The 17,619-nt window shown below is 71.2% G+C and carries 15 protein-coding genes; 10 read left to right on the top strand and 5 right to left on the bottom strand.

Going from position 1 to position 17,619, the window contains the following annotated elements:
* Nucleotides 1-3: 3 nt before the first annotated feature.
* Nucleotides 4-1,836: a GAF domain-containing protein gene (locus tag ABH940_RS01120; RefSeq protein WP_370103958.1), complete on the top strand. Its 1,833-nt coding sequence runs from the start codon at nt 4-6 to the stop codon at nt 1,834-1,836.
* Between the two features lie 48 nt (nt 1,837-1,884).
* Here ABH940_RS01120 and ABH940_RS01115 read toward each other — a convergent pair whose 3' ends face one another.
* Entirely contained in the window at nt 1,885-2,697 is an 813-nt protein-coding gene (locus ABH940_RS01115; RefSeq protein ID WP_370065165.1) for an HAD family hydrolase, read from the bottom strand.
* A gap of 82 nt (nt 2,698-2,779) precedes the next feature.
* Here ABH940_RS01115 and ABH940_RS01110 point away from each other — a divergent pair, with 82 nt between their 5' ends.
* A complete protein-coding gene (locus ABH940_RS01110) occupies nt 2,780-6,100 on the top strand; it encodes a BTAD domain-containing putative transcriptional regulator (protein WP_370065167.1) in 3,321 nt (1,106 codons plus the stop codon).
* Here ABH940_RS01110 and ABH940_RS01105 read toward each other — a convergent pair.
* Complete coding sequence (locus ABH940_RS01105; protein ID WP_370065169.1) at nt 6,090-6,851, bottom strand: MarR family transcriptional regulator; 762 nt, start codon at nt 6,849-6,851, stop codon at nt 6,090-6,092. The two genes, ABH940_RS01110 and ABH940_RS01105, sit on opposite strands and share 11 nt — an antisense overlap.
* Nucleotides 6,852-7,098: 247 nt before the next feature.
* Between ABH940_RS01105 and ABH940_RS01100 the strand changes: the two genes are divergently transcribed.
* Nucleotides 7,099-8,301 carry a serine hydrolase domain-containing protein gene (locus tag ABH940_RS01100; protein WP_370103956.1) on the top strand — a complete coding sequence of 401 codons (1,203 nt, stop codon included), beginning with the start codon at nt 7,099-7,101 and terminating at the stop codon, nt 8,299-8,301.
* Nucleotides 8,302-8,573: 272 nt separating this feature from the next.
* On the opposite strand, the gene ABH940_RS01095 is transcribed toward ABH940_RS01100, so the two are convergent.
* The 3 genes from ABH940_RS01095 to ABH940_RS01085 form a co-directional block, all read right to left on the bottom strand.
* Nucleotides 8,574-8,966 carry a type II toxin-antitoxin system VapC family toxin gene (locus tag ABH940_RS01095; RefSeq protein WP_370065173.1) on the bottom strand — a complete coding sequence of 131 codons (393 nt, stop codon included), beginning with the start codon at nt 8,964-8,966 and terminating at the stop codon, nt 8,574-8,576.
* Nucleotides 8,963-9,244 (bottom strand): hypothetical protein, encoded by a 282-nt coding sequence (locus tag ABH940_RS01090; protein ID WP_370065175.1) that lies wholly within the window; start codon nt 9,242-9,244, stop codon nt 8,963-8,965. Before ABH940_RS01090 ends, ABH940_RS01095 begins: the two co-directional genes overlap by 4 nt.
* Nucleotides 9,245-9,374: 130 nt before the next feature.
* A complete protein-coding gene (locus ABH940_RS01085) occupies nt 9,375-10,628 on the bottom strand; it encodes a hypothetical protein (protein WP_370103955.1) in 1,254 nt (417 codons plus the stop codon).
* Between the two features lie 290 nt (nt 10,629-10,918).
* On the opposite strand from ABH940_RS01085, the gene ABH940_RS01080 reads away from it, so the two are divergent.
* From ABH940_RS01080 to ABH940_RS01050, 7 genes are all read left to right on the top strand, one after another.
* On the top strand, nt 10,919-11,806 hold the full coding sequence (locus tag ABH940_RS01080; RefSeq protein WP_370065179.1) for an LLM class flavin-dependent oxidoreductase: 888 nt from the start codon (nt 10,919-10,921) through the stop codon (nt 11,804-11,806).
* 350 nt (nt 11,807-12,156) lie between these two features.
* Nucleotides 12,157-12,936, top strand: a complete 780-nt coding sequence (locus tag ABH940_RS01075) for a hypothetical protein (RefSeq protein ID WP_370065181.1) — start codon at nt 12,157-12,159, stop codon at nt 12,934-12,936.
* Between the two features lie 38 nt (nt 12,937-12,974).
* The gene (locus tag ABH940_RS01070; protein WP_370065183.1) at nt 12,975-13,790 is read left to right on the top strand and encodes a hypothetical protein; all 816 of its coding nucleotides are present in this window, start codon (nt 12,975-12,977) and stop codon (nt 13,788-13,790) included.
* On the top strand, nt 13,787-14,614 hold the full coding sequence (locus ABH940_RS01065) for a hypothetical protein (RefSeq protein ID WP_370065185.1): 828 nt from the start codon (nt 13,787-13,789) through the stop codon (nt 14,612-14,614). The genes ABH940_RS01070 and ABH940_RS01065 overlap by 4 nt, the downstream gene beginning before the upstream one ends.
* Nucleotides 14,611-15,609, top strand: coding sequence for a hypothetical protein (locus tag ABH940_RS01060; RefSeq protein ID WP_370065186.1), 999 nt, complete (start codon nt 14,611-14,613; stop codon nt 15,607-15,609). Before ABH940_RS01065 ends, ABH940_RS01060 begins: the two co-directional genes overlap by 4 nt.
* Nucleotides 15,610-15,751: 142 nt before the next feature.
* Nucleotides 15,752-16,705 (top strand): ABC transporter ATP-binding protein, encoded by a 954-nt coding sequence (locus ABH940_RS01055; RefSeq protein WP_370065188.1) that lies wholly within the window; start codon nt 15,752-15,754, stop codon nt 16,703-16,705.
* On the top strand, nt 16,698-17,609 hold the full coding sequence (locus ABH940_RS01050; protein ID WP_370103953.1) for an ABC transporter permease: 912 nt from the start codon (nt 16,698-16,700) through the stop codon (nt 17,607-17,609). The genes ABH940_RS01055 and ABH940_RS01050 overlap by 8 nt, the downstream gene beginning before the upstream one ends.
* Nucleotides 17,610-17,619: the final 10 nt, after the last annotated feature.

The raw sequence follows: 17,619 nt of genomic DNA, 5'->3' as shown, positions 1-17,619 counted from the left end.
ACCATGGCCATGGAACAGAGCGAGGGACACTTCAGCCCCGATCTCGGCTCGCTCGAGGTCGACGCCCTGGTGTCGGAGGTCGCCGAGCGCCTGCACGCCGTCGCCGCCGTCAACGACCGGATGCGGGAGCTGCTGGAGGCCGTCGTCGCGGTCAGCTCCGGGCTGGACCTGCACGCGACGCTGCAGCGGATCGCCTCCACCGCGGCGGATCTCGTCGACGCCGAGTACGCGGCGGTGGGCGTGCTCGCCCCGCACACCCACGGTCTGTCGGACTTCATCCAGGTGGGCATCAGCGCCGAGCAGGAGCTGGAGATCGGCGGGCCGCCGTGCGGGCTCGGCCTGCTGGGCTACGTCACCGACCACTGCGAGCCGCTGCGGCTGGAGGACCTGACCCAGCACCCCAGCGCGGCGGGCTTTCCGCACGGCCATCCGCCGATGCACACCTTCCTCAGCGTGCCGATCCGGGTCCGTAACGACTTCTTCGGCACGCTCTACCTGACCGAGAAGCACCACGGACGGCACTTCAGTTCCGCCGACCAGCAGGTGGTCGAGGCGCTGGCGGCGGCCGCCGGGGTCGCCATCGAGAACGCCCGCCTCTACGAGGAGGGCCTGCGCCGCGAGCGCTGGATCGCCGCCTCCCGCGAGGTGACCACGGTGATGTTGACCGCCGAGGACGCGCAGATCGCGCTGATCACCACCGCTGAACTGCTGCGCGACCTGGCCGACGCGGCGATCGGCATGATCCTGCTGCCGACCGGCGACGGCGGACTGCGCATCTCGCACGCGTCCGGTGAGGCCTCGGACTTCGTCACCGGCGAGCTGATCCCGCCGAGCGAGCGGACCGCCCGGCTGCTGGCCGGGGACAGCGTCATCATCGACGACATGCGGGAGAACTCGGAGGTCCGCTCCACCGTCCGGAGGGCGTTCGGGGCGAGCATGACGCTGCCGCTGCGCAGCGCCGGCCGGGTGCTCGGCGCGGTCAGTGTCTGGCGTCGACGTGACCTGCCCCCGTTCACCCCGGACGAGCAGGCGCTGGCGGAGGGCTTCGCCGCCCAGGCGGCGCTGGCGTTGCGGCTGGCCGAGGGCCAGCACGACCAGCAGCGGCTCGCGGTCTACCAGGACCGCGACCGGATCGCCCGTGACCTGCACGACCTGGTCATCCAACGCCTGTTCGCCACCGGCATGATGCTGGAGAGCGCGGCCCGGCTGGCCGAGGTCCCCGAGGTGCGGACCCGGCTCGGCAAGGCGGTCGACGAACTCGACGCCACCATCCAGGAGGTGCGCACCACCATCTACGCCCTCCAGCACGACGACACCCCGGAGGGCGACGAGGACCTGCGCAGCAAGCTGCTGCGCGAGGGCGCACAGGCGGTGGGACCGCTCGGCTTCCGTCCGTCGATCACGTTCGTGGGGCCGATCGAGTCGATGATCGGTGAGCCGACGGGTCGTCAGTTGACGGCGGCACTACGGGAGATGCTCTCAAATGCGGCGCGCCACGCGCGGTCGTCGAAGGTCGAGGTCTGTGTGGACAGCACCGTCCACATCGACGCCGAGGGCCACCTGACGAACAGTCCGCCGCCGGTGGCCGGGGTGGTGGCCGGGGCGGTGCGGGACACCGTCGTCGACGGTGAGGACCCCGACTCGGCCCTGCGCGCGGCCGGTCGGCCCGCCGTGCTGCTCACCGTGACCGACGACGGCGTCGGCATCCCGGAGGGCGGTCGCCGCAGCGGGCTGCGCAACCTGCGTCAGCGGGCCGAGGCCCTCTCCGGCTCCGCCTGGCACGGACCGGGCCCGAACGGAAAGGGCACCACGGTCTCCTGGACCGCCGTGCTGTGAGAACCGCCGTGCGGTGAGAGGGGTCCAGGGCAGCCGGGGCTGGACGCCTCAGACGCCGCCGTCCAGCAGGAGTTCGACGATCCGGGCCACGCCGTCCTCGTCGTGGTCGGCGGCGTGCCGCGCCGTCGTGGCCAGCACCTCGGGGTGGGCGTTGGCGACCGCGTAGGCCGTGCCCGCCCAGGCGAGCATCGGCAGGTCGTTGGGCATGTCGCCGAAGGCCACCACCCGCTCGGCCGGGATGCCGCGCTCCGCGCACCAGCGGGCCAGCGCGGTGGCCTTGCTGACGCCGACCGCGCCGATCTCCAGCATCGCCACCGACGCCGAGCGGGTCACCTCGCCGGAGTCGGCGACCACCTCGCGGCCCAGGCGCAGGAACGCGTCCGGGTCCAGGCTCGGGTGCTTGGCCAGCAGTTTGAAGACCTGGTCCCCGGCCGGACCGGCGAGGATCTCCTCCGCCGGGGCGACCTGCTCGGCCGCGTCCATGTCCCACAGGGTGCGCGGATACTGCGGCTCGTGCGAGAAGCCCGCCGGATACTCGAAGGCGAAGCTGACCTCGGGCAGCGCCGAGCGCAGCGCCGTCACCGTGGCCAGCGCGTCCTCGCGGCGCATCGGGGAGGTGGACAGCAGCTCCTTGCGCCGGACGTCGTAGAGCGCGCCGCCGTTCGAGCAGATGGCCACGCCGTGCGGGCCGATGGCGGAACTGACCGCGCCCATCCAGCGCGGCGGGCGGCCGGTGACGAAGACGATGCAGATCCCCGCCTCCTCGGCGCGACGCAGGGCGTCCTCGGTGCGGGCCGAGACCGTGCCGTCGCTGCGCAGCAGGGTGCCGTCGAGATCGGTGGCGATGAGGGAGGGGATCACCCCTCCATCCTCACATCCTCCAGTGTGGATCTTCCGGCGGAACCTCCCTCCCGCCCGGTGTCCCATGGGACAGAATCACCGGGTGAGGTTCGGCATTCTCGGTACGACCCAGGCGTGGACCGGCGACAGCGGGGAGCTCGCCCTCGGCGGTCCCGGCCGTCGTGCGCTGCTCGCGCTGCTGCTGCTGGACGCCGGACGGACGGTCGGCACCGACCGGCTGGTCGACGGCCTCTACGGCGAGTCGCCGCCGAACAACGTCGCCAACGCGCTGCAGTCGCAGGTCTCCCGGCTGCGGGGAGCGCTGGCGCAGGTCGGGGCCACCATCGAGGGCGGGCCCGGCGGCTACCGGTTGTCGGTGTCGCCGGACGAGGTCGACGCGCACGTCTTCGAGCGGCTCGCCGCCGAGGGCCGGTCCGCGCTGGCCGCCGGCGCGGCGGCGGAGGCGCATGCGGCACTCACCGAGGCGCTCGGGCTGTGGCGCGGCGAGCCGCTCTCGGACGTCGGCGGCGTGCCGTTCGCCGCCGGGCAGGTGGTCCGCCTGACCGAGCTGCGGCTGGGCGCGGTCGAGACCCGGGCCGAGGCCGCGCTGCGTCTGGGCCGCCATGGCGAGGTGATCGCCGAACTGCGCCAGGCCGTCGCGGCGGATCCGCTGCGCGAGCGGTTGACCACGCTGCTGATGCGCGCCCTCTATGCCGCCGGACGCCAGGCCGATGCGCTCGCGGCGTACGCGGCACTGCGCGAGGCCCTTGCCGACGCGCTGGGCGCGGATCCCGGACCGGAGACGGCCGAGCTGCACCTGGCCATCCTCCGCGCCGACCCGGCGTTGCGGGCGTCGGCGGCTGTCCCGGCGGCAGTTGTCCTGGAGGCTGCTGTCCGGGAGGCCGCTGTCGCGGAGGCTTCGGCCCCGCGCGGGTCCGTGCCCGCGATCACGGCCCTGCCTCCCGTCCCGCGTCCGCTGACCAGCTTCGTCGGCCGCGAACCCGAGCTCGCCGCGCTCGACGCCACGCTCCGCACCGCGCGGCTGGTGACCCTGACCGGCCCCGGCGGGACCGGCAAGACCCGGCTCGCCCTCGAACTCGCCGCGCGCCGACTTCGGCGCGGCACCAGCTCAGAGGAGGCCACCAGCTCAGGGGACGGCGTCGGGGGCGCGTGCTTCGCCGACCTCTCCCGGGTCGGCGACGGCAGCGGGCTCACGCAGGCGCTGCTGGGGGCGCTCGGAGTGCGCGAGGCGGGCGTCCTCGGCCCCACCGCGCCGACCGGCGACGCCGTCGCCCGGCTTGCCCCCGCACTGGCCCGGCGCGGCGACCTGCTGTTGGTACTGGACAACTGCGAGCAGATCGTCGCCGAGGTGGCCCCGCTCGCCGAGAGCCTGCTGGGCGCCTGCCAGGAGCTGCGGATCCTCGCCACCAGCCGGGAGCCGTTGTCCGTCCCCGGCGAGCACGTCCGCCCGCTGGACCCGCTCCCGGACGGCGAGGCGCTGCGCCTCTTCGCCGAGCGCGCCGCCGCCGTCCGCCCCGGCTTCGCGCCGGACACCCTCGATCCCGCCGACACGGCGGCCGTCGCCGAGATCTGCCGCCGCCTGGACGGCCTGCCGCTCGCCATCGAGCTGGCCGCTGCCCGGCTACGGATGTTGACGCCACGTCAGATCGCGGACCGGCTCGACGACCGGTTCCGTCTGCTCACCGGCGGCAGCCGGACCGCCCAGCCGCGCCGGCAGACCCTGCGTGCGGTGGTGGACTGGAGTTGGGACCTGCTCCCGGAGCCGGAGCGCGAACTCCTGCGCCGTGTCTCGGTCTTCAGCGGCGGCTGGACCCTGGACGCCGCCGAGGCCGTCTGCGGCGGCCACCCCGTCGCCGGCGACGGCACCCTTGACCTGCTGGGCGCGCTGGTCGACAAGTCCCTGGTGGTGGCCTATCAGGCCCCGGCAGGCGACAGCGGTGATGCGGTCGCGGACGGCATGCGCTACCGGATGCTGGAGACCGTCCGCGCCTACGCCGCCGAACGGCTCGCCGCGGCCGACGAGCAGCGCCGCTACGCGGACGCGCACCTGACCCACTTCGCCGCCTTCGCCCTGGCGGCCGAGCCGCAGCTCCGCACCGCCGCTCAACTCGACTGGCTGGCACGCCTGTCAGCCGACCACAGCAACCTCACCGCCGCGCTGCGGCACGCTGTCGCCACCGACCCCGAACAGGCGCTGGACCTGCTCGCCGCGCTGTCCGGCTACTGGATGCTGCGCGGCCTCCGCACCGAGGGTCGCGCCCTGGCCGTCCGGCTGCTCGACGGGCTCGGTGGCGTGATCCCGCCCGGTCGGGACGAGCAGTTCGTGCTGGCCGTGATGACCGCGATCTCCGGCGGCATGGACACCCCGGAGCTGGCCGCCGCGGTCGACCTGTGCCGCCCGGTCATGGACCGGCTGATGTTCGCGCATCCGTTGCGGTTCCCGTTCCTGATCGTGCAGTGGGCGCCGTTCGTCGGCGTTCCGGACGAGCTCTCGACGGCCGCGCAGAACGAGGCCATCGCAAGCCTGGGCGACGACCCCTGGTACCGCGGCCTGCTGCACACCGGGATGGGGTTCCAGCACTGGTTCCTCCGCGCCGACCTGGCCGAGTCGGAGCGCGAGTTCCGCGAGGCGCTCGGCTGCTTCCGGCAGCAGGGCGAGCGGTGGGGCATGGTGATGGCCCTGATGGAGCTCGCCCGCGCGATGGGACGCCGTGGTGACCGGGCCGCGTCCTCCGCCTGCACCGACCGCGCGCTGGCCCTCGCGGGCGAGCTGCAGTCCGTCGAGGACATGGCCGAACTACTCTGGAGCCGCGCCGACTTCAGCATCCGCGCGGACGACCTGGAGGCGGCGGAGGCCGACCTGCTGCGCGCCGTCCGCCTGGTCGAGCCGCTCGGCGTGAGCGACAACCTGGCCCAGGCCCGGCTCGGCCTGGCGGAGGTCGCCCTCCACCGGGGCGAGACCGCGCGGGCCCGGGAGCTCTGCGCATCGGCCATGGCCAGCAGGTTGGTTGGCTGGACGAGCGGCGAACTGACAGAGGCAGCAGCACATATGACGGTTGCTCGGATCTCTCTCCGCGAGGGCGACCGCAGGGAGGCCGGGGACTGCCTCCGTGCCGCGTCCGAGGTGGTCGCCCGGACCCGCAACCTGCCCGCCTACGGCGAACTCGCGGTCACCGCGGCGGCGTTGGAGTCGGCCTCCGGCCGCCCCGGCACGGCGGCCGAACTGTGCGGCGTGGCCGAGTCGTTGTCCCTCCCGGGCACCCGACGTCACGTCGCCGGGCTCAGCGAGTCCCTTCGCGAGGAGCTGGGCGCGACCGCGTACGACGCCGCGTTCGCGCGCGGCGCGCTGCGCGATCCGAAGGACGCGGTCGCGTTCGTGACGGGGCTACTCCTCACCGACTGACCGTTGACTGTCCCTCCTCTGCCCCTCCCTCCTCGTCGCGACGTCGTTGCACGGCGCGGACGAGGTCCTCTCCCGTGTGCTCCAGGAAGACCGCGGCCGTGTCGAGCCGGGCTCCGGCCGGCGTGGCCGGACCGAGCAGCTCGGCGCCGTTCCGGGCGAACTCGGCGAGCATCGCGTTGCGTTGGGCGCTGGCCAGCATGGCCTGGTACCAGATGTCGTCGTCGATGACGTAGCGCTCGCGGCGGCCGTGTTCGCTCCGTTCGCCCTGCTCGTCCCGCTCGCGCCGCACCAGCGCCTGGCCCTCCAGGTAGCCGATGGCCTTGGACACCGACGCCGGGCTGACGCGCAGTCGCTGCACCAGCTCGGCCGAGGTCAGGCTGCCGCTGTCGGTGACGTAGAGGCAGGTGAGTACCCGGGCGACCATCCGCGGCAGGCCGATGTGCACCAGCAGCTCCGCGAGTTGCGTCGCGTACTCCTGGACCGCGGCCGGATCACGGCCGTCCGCGCCGCCGCGCACTCCGCCGTCGGGCCGCCGCTGCGGCGCCGCTTTGCCGCGCCGCGAGCGCTGTGCGGTACCGCGCTGTGCGCTGTCCGCGCGGTAGCCGGACGGGCCGCCGTTGCGGGCGATCTCGCGGGTGACCGTCGACGTCGGACGCGCCAACTGGCGGGCGATCTCCCCGTAGGCGAGGCCCTCCGCCAGTCCGACGGCGATCCTGCGGCGGTCGTCCTGGGTCAGCCTGGCACCTGGCATGTCGACGCTCCCCTTCTTTCCACTGTGCTGCGGCCGAGTATGCGTTCATCCAGAGCCCATTGCAACGGATGCGGGAGTCCATTGCATTAATCGTCAAGCTCATTGCAATGATTTACCGTCATTCACCTGCAATAACTGGCATGTTGAGCCATTGGACCGTTGCCTGATCGGCAAAGATCGGCCTACTGTCTTTCACAGACCGCGAAGCAAAATCCTGCAGTACGACAACGCATCAGGGGGAACCACCGTGAAGAACACCGTCCGCGCCGCCGTCACCGTCGTCCTCACCGGAGCCATGCTGGCGACCGCTCCCGCCGCCTTCGCCCAGGACGCCCCGCGTGCCGGAGCCCAGCACGCCGGAGTCCAGTCCGTGCTCGACCAGGCGGTCACCCAGGCCGGTCTGCCGGGCGCGATGGCCCAGATCGAGAACGGCGACTCCACCTGGTTCGGCCAGGCCGGCACCGCCGACCTGAGCACCGGGCGCAAGCTCCAGCCGCAGGACGGGTTCCGGATCGGCAGCACCACCAAGACCTTCGTCTCCACCGTCGTCCTCCAGTTGGAGGCCGAGCACAAGCTCAGCCTGGACGACACGGTCGAGCACTGGCTGCCCGGCCTGGTGGACGGCAACGGCTACGACGGATCCGAGATCACGATCCGCCAGCTGCTGGACATGACCAGCGGCATCTCCAACTACGCCAACGCGCCGCAGCTGGCTGACGAGTTCGTCGGCCAGGCCTTCCTGACGAACCGCTTCGACAGTTTCACCCCGCGACAGCTGGTCGAGATCGCCGTCGCCAGCAAGCCGAGCTTCGCCCCCGGGGCTGGCTGGGAGTACTCCGACACCAACTACGTGCTGGCCGGGCTGATCGTGGAGAAGGCCACCGGGCACAGCCTGGCCAAGGAAATCGCCCGGCGCATCACCGGGCCGCTGCACCTTTCCAACACCTACGAGCCGACCGGCGACGACACGGGCATCGACGGCCCGCACGGCCGGTTCTACTCCAAGCTGATGGAGCAGGACCCGAACGCCCCCTTCTACGACGTGACCGACCTCAACCCCTCCTGGGGCTTCGGCGCGGGCGACATCATCTCCACCGACGGCGACCTGATCACCTTCTTCCGCGCCCTGCTCCAGGGACGGATGCTGCCGCCCACCCAGCAGCGCGAGATGTTCACCATGCTGGACCCGGGAAAGAACTGGATCCCGGGCACCACGTACGGCCTGGGCGTCGCCTCGGTGAACCTCTCCTGCGGCACGGTGTGGGGCATGGGCGGCGCGATCGACGGCTCGTGGTCCTACACCTTCGGGACCCGCGACGGCCGCCACCTCCTCTCGACCGAGGTCAACGGCGACTGGGCCAACGGCACCTTCGGCAGCCCGGTCGGCGTCTTCACCGCCGAGCTCGAGTCGGAATTCTGCACACCCGCACCGGCGGCCACCGCGCGGTGACTGGACGGGCTCGACCCACGTGACGTGACGGACCTGCTGCCGGTCGAGGGCCGCGGACCGGCACCAACGTTTATTCACTCATCTGGGTCTGATCTGCGGCGGAGTCCCACCTCAAGCAGGCGTATGCATTAAGCGCACGATAGTCTGCGTCTAATGAAGACTTCTGCCCCGTCGCTGCTCCCGCTCTTCCGGTCCCAACGCTCGTGACCTCGGTCAAGCCTCGTTCACCCATCACAGTCTGAGCTGCGGGTGCTGCTGCTGGTGTGGCCCGGTCAGATCGGTTCCACTGCGATGCGTCGGTGGCACAGTCGGCGTAGATCCTCGGTGTCGCTGGTCACGACGGTCACGTCGCCGTGCTCCAGGTGAGCCGTCGAGGCGAGCATTGCGTCGATCGCGTACTTGTGGCCGTGAAGCCCTTCGGCTGTGAGCAGCTTGCTCGCGGCGCGTGCAACGTCCTCCGTGACAGGGCGCACCTTGACCAGTGAGACGGCGTGGTCGAATGCCGCCTGCGGCACTTTCGGATCGCGTGCCTCGACGAGCGTGGCCGCGCTTGTGACAACCAGCAGGTCAAGAGTGCGAGCGACGTCCAGCCAGACGGTCATGTCGCGGTGTCGGCGGGTGAGCTTGGAGAGAGCCTCGCTGTCGAGAACGAGAGTGCCGCTCACGCGGCGTCCGCCGGAGTGGATTCGCCTCGGTGGCTGGCGTGGTGGGCCCGGACGCGCTCAGCTCGCGCCGCCACTTCTGCTGGATCGACGGGCCCGTGCTCGGCCTCGGCAGCTGCGATGAACTCGTCAATCGCCTCGCGCTGGAGCTGTCGCTGCACGGCCTTCTCGATGTATGAGGAGACGCCCTGCTTTCCCGCGCGCGCTCGGATGGCCTCCAGGGTCTCGGTGCGGAGGGAGACGCTGGTGACGCGGGTCTTGCCGCGGCGAGGCTCATCCATGGCAGCAGTGTATTACATGGCGTATTAACACGCTTCTGTGTCTACCTGCCGGGCACGGCGCAGCTGCGAACGGCAATTCGAAGGAGTTCGCATCTTCCGCAGTCTCCGCCGCTGAAGGTCGACCTCCCTGTCACGGGCGATCGGGCTGACGCGGTACGCGCCGCGCCCGGGTGAGCGCAGGCTGTCTGCCGTTGGCGGTGAGTTCGCTGAGGCGCTCGCCGATCACGGACACCCCGGGGCGCGGCTCTTGGGCGTAGTACCAGGGCTTGCGTCGGCGTAGCAGATCCTCGCCGTGTTCGGACCAGGTGAAGCCGGGCTTTCGCAGCAGCTTGCGGAAGACCGCGTCGGCGGTCTCTGGGTGGGCGGCGGCCAGTCGGCGGATCGGCAGTGGTGCGATCGACTCTTCGCGCAGGTAGGTGCGCAGCAGATCCTGGTGCTGCTTGCGCCCGGTGAGGTTTGGGTCTGCGAAGAGTTCCTGCAGCATCCCGTAGTCCGCGTAGAAGTTCAGTCCGTCGATGTCGTCGTAGATGACGCCGACGGTGTCTGCTTCCGCGAGCTCCTGCGGAAGTTCGAAGAACGGCATGCCCAAGCTGGGCAGCCGCCTGCTGCGGGCGCGCTCGGGCAGTTGGGCGATGGTGGCTTCCTGCCGGTGCCGGTAGTAGGAGTTGAGTCGGTCCTCGCCGTCGGCAGGGGAAAGGACCAGCTCGTCGCCACCGCAGAACTCGACGAACGCGGCCCGGTCCGCCCGCATGGACTCCCATCCCTGCTCGATCTTCTCGGGGTTGCGGAAGACGAGTGCGGGATGACTGGTGGCCAGTTCGAGCGCGGCCCGGGCGATCTCGGTGGCGCTGGTCTTCGGGTAGGGCGCCAAGGCCCCGGAGGCCAGCCACACCCCATCGACGGAGTGGACGGGCACCAGGGTGGCGAGGAGGAAGTCACCCTTGGTGACGCTGCGGAACGCGGCGCGGCCGACATTGGAGTATGTGCGGTACTCGAGGTCGTCGATCAGGTTCAGCAGGACGACGGCGTCCCCGTCCTTGCGTCGGATCTCGAAGATTCCCTCCACCGGGTCACGCCAGCCGAGCAGCATCTGCCGGTCGCTCTCGGCCAGGTCCCGTCGCCCGGCGACGAACTTGTCCACCACGGTTGAGCTGTCCGGCAGGCGGTACCGCAGGATGAAGTTGTCGATGATCCGGATTGCCTCGAGCTCGCCCAGCCGCCGCTCGGGCCCCGCTGCTTCCAGCAGAGCCGGAGTCAACCATCGGTCGAAGCGTCGGCTCTGTGCGAAGGCGACCAGCTCACCCTTCAACTCGGCGCTGCGCTTGAGGAGGGCACGGAGCGATCGATCGCTGATGCCGTGGCCCCGTTGTGTGGTGCTCCCCATGTCCTGCCCTCCCTGGCAAGTCGGTTGGACGTGCTGTCCGAACGGCTTGGCGTCAGCCGGCCCAGTGGCGGTAGGCCTCGATCCATTCGGGGCCGTCCGGCAGAGGCGTTGGCAAGGGCAGGTCCACTGCTCGTCCTCGCCGTAGGCGTCGACGGTGGCTTCTTCGATCAGCGCCTGGAGTTCGGCCTTGCTCAGCACGTCCACGGCGCCCACGCTAGCGATCGCGCAGGCGCCGTCACGCGGGGTGTTCGCAAACTCACCTGCCAGAGCGAACGCGTAGGGTCGGCGGTATGCGTCTGAGTACGGTGATCCTCCCCATCCACCGGTGGAGCGAGGGACAGAAGATCTGGCGTCGGGCCGAGGAACTCGGATTCCACGCCGCGTACACCTACGACCACCTGTCCTGGCGGTCGTTCCGTGACGAGCCGTGGTTCGGGGCCGTTCCGACGCTGACCGCGGCGGCCTGCGCGACCGAGCGGCTGCGGCTCGGAACGCTCGTGACCTCGCCCAACTTCCGGCATCCGGTGACGTTGGCCAAGGAGCTGATGACGCTCGACGACATCTCCGGCGGACGGGTCACCGTCGGCATCGGGGTCGGTGGGGTCGGGTTCGACGCGACGGCGCTCGGGCAGGAGGAGTGGACGCCGAAGGAGCGGGCCGACCGGTTCGACGAGTTCCTGCCGCTGCTGGACAAGCTGCTGACGCAGGACACGACCACCGCCCCGGGCCGGTTCTACTCCGCCGTCGAGGCACGCAACATCCCCGGCTGCGTCCAGCAGCCGCGCGTGCCGTTCTACGTCGCCGCGACCGGTCCGCGCGGGCTCAAGCTGGCGGCGAAGTACGGGCAGGGCTGGGTCACCTACGGTGACCCGCGTGGGCCCGGCGACGTGCCGGTGGAGCAGGCTCCGGCCGTGATCGAGGCGCAGCTCGGCAAGCTCCGCGCCGCGTGCGAGGCACAGGGGCGCGACTTCGGCAGCATCGACAAGATGCTGCTCCAGGGTTCGACGGCGGAGCGGCCCCTCGCCTCCGTCGACGCGTTCGTCGACTGGGCCGGCACCTACCGCGACCTCGGCATCGACGAGCTCGTCGTGCACTGGCCGGTGCCGGACTCGATCTTCGAGAACGACCTCGCGGTCTTCGAGCGCATCGCCACGGACGGTCTGGCGCAGCTCAGCTGAGGCAGCTCGGCTGACGCAGCTCAGCTGACGCGGAGCACTGCTCGTCGGCATACGCGGGTCCCGCTTTTCAGCGGGGCCCGCGTTTTGTTCTCCGCACGTCAAAGGTGGAACTGCTGCGGATAATTGGGGCGTATCCGGGAGAGCGATCCCGTGGCCGGTATCGATCGCATAAAGAAGTTGGGCAGTTCCTGTGCGGCGCGGCATACTCGCAGCTCGCAAGGGTCGTGGCGCCGGTCTCCGTGACGGGATGTGCGCTGCTCCGACCCGACTGCCCCGTATCGCATCGTTGGGGAATTTCCTTGGGACCTGAAAGCCAGCCGCCCGGATATCCGGCGGTTCCACCCGCTCCGGTGCCGACCGGGTCGTCCGGGAAGAAGACCTCGCGACGCGGCGCGTACATCGCCCTCGGTGTCGCGGGCTGGTTGGTGCTCGCCGCCGGTACTGCGGGCGCGGTCGTCGCGGCCGGAGGCAGCGGTAGCGGCAGTGGGGGTGCCACGGCCGCCGCGGCGAGTCCCAGCCCGGTTGCCTCCGCCGACGCGAAGGCGACCCCGTCGCCGAAGGCCGCCCCCACCACGGCTGCTCCGACGTCCCCGACGCCGACCCCCGGCCCGACGGTCAAGGGCTCCGTCAGCGGCAGCGTCCACAGCGGCGATCTGCGCTTCTTCCTGCTGCCCGTCCCCGACGGCGCGCAGGTCTACAACGACGTGAACGGCGCGAGCGAGAGCTGCGGCGACATCGCCAAGGTGATGAACGACCCCTCCACCAGCCGTTCCGTCCTCGACCAGCTCGGCTGCCAGGGCGGCGCAACGCGCAGCTTCCTGACCAACGACGGGGTCTGGACCGTCAAGGTCGAGCTGATCCACTTCGACGGTTCGGGTCACGCCTCCGACTGGGTCAGCGGGCTGACCTTCAACCAGGGCGACTCCTTCAGCGTGTCCGGGATCTCGGACGCCAAGGGCCAGTCGTTCGCGCCGAGCAGCAGCAACGGCGGCAACGGTCAGATCATCGGCGTCTCGCACGTCGGCGACGTGGAGTACGAGATCGACATCACCGGCTCGGGCACGCCCAGCCGTTCCCTCCTGACGCAGTTGATGCAGCGTCAGGAGCAGCGCCTGAGCACGGGCCAGTGAGTCAGTCACCGACGACGACGCATCGACCAGGAGAAGAAGTGAGCACTCCCGTGCCCGGGCCGTCGGCGGTCGACCCCGACGATGTCCCCGCCGGACCCCCCAGTGAAGACATCGCAGCGGCCGAACCGCCCAAGCAGCGCCGTCGTTGGTCGCGTGGGCAGCTCGTCGCGCTGGTCGCCGGCGCACTGGTGCTCGGCATCGCCGGAGGCGGCGGCATCGGCTACGCGATCCAGGCCGGGCGTCCGCCGACGCCGCTGCCGCCGCTGGTCGGCGCACAACCGCGGTACCCGGCTGCGCGCGGCGCCGCGCCCGCCCTCACCGCGAGCGAGGACGACGCGGTGCGGACCGACGGTGACCTGACCGCACTGCTCGTCCCGGCGCCCTCCGGCAGCAAGCCGTGGGACGTCCCGGACACCCCCGACGGCTGGCTGTCCCTGAGCTCCTACGCGAACGGCTACACCAACCCCGGCAGCGAGTTCCGTTACCTGCTCACCAACGGCTTCCGCCGCGCCGCCGAGGTGCAGTGGGTCCAGAACGGCGACCAGAGCGTCAGCGTCCGGCTGGTGCAGTTCCAGAAGTCCGACGAGTCCCAGCTCAGGACCGCGATGGAGGGCCAGTTGAGCTTCTCCGCGACCGACACCGGGGTGAGCCCCGCGATTGTCCCCGGTACGTCCGACAGCGGTGTGTACGCCGGGACGAAGTCCCACGGCGACGGAAACGGCGGCAGCTACTACCAGGGCGTGGGCTACGCCCGTCACGGCGACATCATGGTCGAGATCTTCGCGGACAGCCCCAACTCCGTCCCGCAGTCGGTGGTCATGTCCATCATGCAGAGCCAGTTGGAGCGCCTGTGAGCACCGAGGCCTTCCCCCCGCCCGCCGAGACGGATCCGTCCGCGGAGACCGCCGAGTCCGGCGCGACCGACGCGCCCGGAGCTTCCGACGGACAGCCGCGCCGACGTGGGCGGTTCGTCGCGCTGGCCGCCGCGTTCGTGCTGTCCGCGGTCGCGGTCGGCGGCGGCACCGGTGCGCTGATCCTGGCGACCCGGTCGTCGTCCAGCACGTCCCCGGCGACGGCGGCGGGCACCGCGTCGCCCGCCGCGCCGAGCTACGGCGTCCGTGCGGACGGCAGCCACTTCGGTTCGCTCGACCAGCTGTTGCTGCCGGTGCCGTCCTCCGACGAGCCGGGTCCCGACGACCGGACCTTCGGCAACGACACCGTGCTGACGCCGTCCCAGTACGCGTCGGCGTTCACCGCCGAGTACCGGTTCCTGAGCGCGGGCAACCGCAGCACCCTCAGTTCGGATCTCGGCCTGTCCGGCCTCCAGGGCTACGCGCTGCGCAGCTACGCGGACCCGGACGACGGGCTGTCCGCCGAGATCACGCTGATCCAGGAGAAGCCGGGCAGCAACGCCGCGTCCACGGCGCTGGCCACCCTGCGCGGCGCCACCGGCGGTGACGGCGGCGGCCCGAGTGTGTCGGGCTTCCCGCACGCGCACTGCTACCTGCCGCCCAACCCGTACGGCTCCTCGCTCGGCGTGCTGCGCTGCGACGACGCCGAGGGCGACCTGCTGATCACCATGCAGATCGAGGGCGTGGCCCCGCTCGACCAGGCGGCGGCAGCGGACCTCTTCGGCCAGCAACTCTCCCGACTCGCGACCCCGGCGGCCCAGGTATGACGACGACCGATCCCGACGAATTCCACCAGCCCGAACCGGAGCGCGAGCCCGAGCCTTCGACTCCGCAGCCGCCCGCGACCGCGCAGCCGGCCGCGACCCCGCAACCCCAGCCCGTCCCGGCCGCGACCCCGCAACCCCAGCCCGTCCCGGCCGCGACCCCGCAACCCCAGCCCGTCCCGGCTGCGCCGCCCGCGCCCCACCCCGGCGTTCCGCCGCAGCCGGTGCCCGCCACCGTGTGGGCGCTGCCCGCCGCGTACGCGCCCAAGCCGCGCAAGGAGCGGACGTGGCTGCGGACCTTCGCGCGGTGGAGCAGTGCGACCGCCGTGCTGCTGGTGGCCGGTGCGGTGACCGCCGCGCTGGTGACGGTGCCGGCGCGGACCGACATCCCGGGACTGCGGACGCCCGCGGACGGCCGCTGGACCTTCCCGGCGCTGAGCCTGCCGGAGCTGCCCACGGGAGCCCCGGCCCCGGCCGACAGCGAGCACGTCCACAGCGTCGACCTGCGTGAACTGCTGGTGCCCGCACCGGACGGCGCGACCCCGGACGCGACCCTCCCCGGCCGGAACGGCTGGTACCCGACCGCGTCGTTCCTGAAGATGTACAGCACCAGCGCCTCGCTGCTCGGCGCGTTCGACGACGCGGGCCTGCGGCACATCGCGGCGACCGGCTGGACCATGCCGGACGGCACGCACACGCAGATCTACCTGCAGCAGTTCCGCTCCGGCAGCACCGCGAGCGACGTCGACTCGGTCGAGGCCGACGGGGTGTACCTGGCGTCCGCCTCGCTCGCACAGGACGCGACGGGGGTGGACCTCGGGTCGATCACCGCGACCGTACGCTCGCTCGACGCCGAGGACGGGCACGCTGCCGTGATCTACGCGTACGTCACCGTGGGCGACACGGAGGCGCTGATCGAGATGACCAACCCCAGGCAGATCCCCACGGTCGACTTCCGCCAGGTCGTGGAGCTGCAGGACCAGTTGCTCTCGGCCTGACCGGTCCCGCCGTGCCACGGAACGGGGTCGTCCCCTAGGGGACGACCCCGGCCGCGTACATCCCAGGGCTAAGGGCAGGACCAGGGAAAAGTCAGCCGTCGACCTGATGTGACGGGGCCGACATTCTGACTAGCCTCATCCTGTGTCTGTCATCACTACGGACAACCTCACCAAGAGGTTCCCCCGGGTCACTGCTCTGGACCACCTCACCGTCGAGGTGCAGTCCGGAGTCGTCGGGCTGGTCGGAGCGAACGGCGCGGGTAAGTCCACACTCATCAAGATCCTGCTGGGTCTCTCCCCGGCCACCGAGGGCACCGCGCGCGTGCTCGGGCTGGACGTCGCCACCGAGGGCGGCGCCATCCGCGAGCGCGTCGGCTACATGCCGGAGCACGACTGCCTCCCCCCGGACGTCACCGCCACCGAGTTCGTCGTCCACATGGCCCGGATGTCCGGCCTGCCGGCCACGGCGGCGCGTGAGCGCACCGCCGACATCCTGCGCCACGTCGGGCTGTACGAGGAGCGCTACCGCCCGATCGGCACGTACTCGACGGGCATGAAGCAGCGCGTCAAGCTGGCCCAGGCGCTGGTCCACGACCCGCAGTTGGTGCTGCTCGACGAGCCGACCAACGGTCTCGACCCGGTCGGCCGCGACGACATGCTGGGCCTGATCCGGCGCGTCCACAGCGAGTTCGGCATCTCGGTGCTGGTCACCTCGCACCTGCTCGGTGAGCTGGAGCGCACCTGCGACCACGTCGTCGTCATCGACGGCGGCAAGCTGCTGCGCAGCTCCTCGACCGCCGACATGACGGCCTACACCCAGATGCTCGCCGTCGAGGTGACGGAGCGCCAGGGCGAGCCGGAGTTCGACGCGGACGCCGCGCTGCTGGCGCGCCTGGCCGAGGCGGGCCTCAACGCCACGGTGGACGGCGGCCACGTCGTCCTGGTCGAGCTGACCGGCGACGAGGTCTACGACGCGATCCGCGACGCCGTCGCGGACCTGGGCGTCGGCCTGGTGCGGTTGGAGCAACGCCGCCACCACATCTCCGAGGTCTTCGCCGTGAACCCCGCCGTGGAGGAGGAGGTGGCCCATGTCTGACATCCGCACCCCTGACGCCCACACCCGTGAGGGCGCGCGGGCCGACGTCATCCACGACATCGGCTACCGCCACTACGAGGGCCCGCGCCTCGGCCCCGGCTACGCCACCCGCTCGCTCTACACCTCCAGCCTGCGCGGCGCGTTCGGCCTGGGGCGGTCCGGCAAGTCGAAGATCCTGCCCATGGCCATGTGTGTGATCATGGCGCTGCCCGCGGTGATCATGGTCGCGGTCTCGGTCTACCTCAAGTCCGGCAAGCTGCCGATCGAGTACACCTACTACCTCACGATCATGCAGTTCGTGATCGCGGTCTTCACCGCCGCGCAGGCGCCGGTCCTCTTCTCCAGAGACCTCCGCTTCATGACGGTGCCGCTCTACTTCTCCAGGCCGCTGCGCTCCTCCGACTACGTGCGCGCCAAGTTCGCGGCGATGGCGTCGGCGATCTTCATCCTGACCATGCTGCCGATGCTGATCATGTGGATCGGCTCGATGCTGGGCTCGATGGCCTTCACCTACAACCTGGAGCACTTCGGCTACGGCGTGCTGGCCGCTGCGCTCTATGCGCTGGTCTACGCCGGTATCGGCTCGCTGCTCGCCTCGCTGACGCCGCGTCGTGGCTTCGGGGTCGCGGCGATCATCGCGACGTTCATGGTCTCCCAGGGTCTGGCCCAGGCGATCTTCGGCGTGATGCGGTTCAAGGGCCATGAGGTGTCCGGCCACTGGGTGGCGATGCTCAACCCGGGCATGCTGATCGACTCCACGGTCCAGTGGATCTTCAACGTGCCGAACGACCGCCCCAACATCGGCGTGCCGAGCACCCTGGGCGGCGTGGTCTTCCTGGTGTGGATCGCCGTGCTCGTCTGCGGCACCTTCGCCCTGCTGGTCCGTCGCTACCGGAAGATCTGAGGAGGCAGAA

The sequence above is a fragment of the Streptacidiphilus sp. BW17 genome, assembly GCF_041262485.1.
Classification (GTDB): domain Bacteria; phylum Actinomycetota; class Actinomycetes; order Streptomycetales; family Streptomycetaceae; genus Streptacidiphilus.
Note: the sequence above shows the minus strand (reverse complement) of the source record. Positions and strands in the feature narration are given on the sequence as shown.